1 protein-coding gene is annotated in these 1,618 nt (G+C 30.2%); it reads right to left on the bottom strand.

The window, feature by feature from the left end; translation table 11 throughout:
- Positions 1–126: 126 nt before the first annotated feature.
- Positions 127–1,266 carry a serine/threonine protein kinase gene (locus tag E6A48_RS04530; protein ID WP_219708857.1) on the bottom strand — a complete coding sequence of 380 codons (1,140 nt, stop codon included), beginning with the start codon at positions 1,264–1,266 and terminating at the stop codon, positions 127–129.
- Positions 1,267–1,618: the final 352 nt, after the last annotated feature.

The raw sequence follows: 1,618 nt of genomic DNA, 5'->3' as shown, positions 1-1,618 counted from the left end.
CGGGAAAAAGTTGAATAAAAAACTTATACAAACAATAAAATTAAAACAATTATAATTTATATATAAAAAATGGAGACGAATTTTATTTTTCGCCTCCACATATAAAAAACACAATCTATATACAAATTACCACTTTTTGTAAGTAACTAAAGTAGGGTCATCTACTTGTTTAGGGAAGTAGTCTTCACAAGAACCCTCTCTGTAAACGTCAGCAGTAGCACAATGCAAACCACCGCCAAACGGATAAGCATCTCTAAATGGTACAGGTATAACATTCATTCCTAATTTATCCATTTGCTCCATTTGATAAACTTCGCTTGCTTCAACTAATACTGTTTTGTGGTCTAATACTAAACAGTTCATAGAAAGCCATACACTTGAATAACAAAGAGGCGGAGGAGTTTCATGTGCAGGTTTAGCAGCATCAACAATTTCCCAACCATTAGCTTCAAATATTTTTCTTTGTTCAACTGGAAGTTTTCTTGTAGGGTTGTTAATTATTAAACCAGGTCTTAAAGGTACAAAAGTAGCATCAATATGTATAGGATAAGGGTCTCCAGGGAAGTTTACAGCATGTACTCTAAAGTCTGGATACTGTCTTCTTAACCATTCCATAGCTTTTCTGTTTGTAGTTAAACCATGCTGACAGAATAAATCTTTACCAACTCTCATAACATCAGCAGCATCAAAAAGTATTTCATGTTCTGTTGTAACCATATGAAGTTTAGCAGTTCTTTCAAGTAAAACTTCTTCGGTAACATCTCCATCAAAATAATGCATATCATAGCTTGCATCTCCAAGTTCTGGTCTTGGTGCAGATATCCATTTAAAATCAGGGTCTTCATCAAAATATTTTCTAAGTATAGGTGAATAAGCCAAATACTCAAAATATCTTGATCTAAAAGACATAGGAGCTGCTATTATTTCATTACCAATAGTCAAAAGTACATCTCTAGGAGGCATACAGCCAAACATACTTCCAGTCATAAAATGAGGTGTTACAACAGCTTGATTCCATTGAAGAGGAGTAGGTCTATCTACTTTTACTCCATGCTGCTCTAATATTTTACAAAGATTATCCAATTGAGCATTTGCTTTTTCTACAGTATCTAATGGTCTAGGTCCTGTCATACCTCTCATTGGACTGTTTAATGGTACTTTAGCTTTTGAAGCTGGTTCTGATGGAGCTATACAACAGTTGTCAGCTCTTCCTACTATAACATGTTTTAATGGGTCAAAATCATTCCAAGAATTTACGATTTTCATATAGAAATCTCCTTAAATAGTTAATAAAAGTATAAAATGTATAATATAATGCATAATAGAAAAACTATTAGACTATATTTGCTATTTGTTTTTTTTGATTATTTTAAATCGATAATATAAAAGAAATTAAGGATCACCTCAAGAAGAGGATAGATGAATAAGAAAAAAGATTGATTAATTTGTTTTTCATTTTGTAATCCTAAAACATAAAGAAATATTATTTTTTTATTTCTTTAAGAAGAATTATAATTTATTTTTATATTTTGTCAAGAAAAAAATTAATCAATTTTTAATTATTTTTTATTATAAGTTTTTATATTAAAAAGTTATGAGCATAATATAAGTTCTATTA

Source organism: Brachyspira pilosicoli (genome assembly GCF_019402445.1).
Taxonomy (GTDB): Bacteria; Spirochaetota; Brachyspiria; order Brachyspirales; family Brachyspiraceae; genus Brachyspira; species Brachyspira pilosicoli_B.
This window is presented reverse-complemented; position numbering and strand designations above follow the sequence as displayed.

Bases quoted from the DNA above. Each gene is read 5' to 3' on its own strand.
- E6A48_RS04530 (WP_219708857.1), bottom strand. From the start codon at position 1,266: ATGAAAATCGTAAATTCTTGGAATGATTTTGACCCATTAAAACATGTT.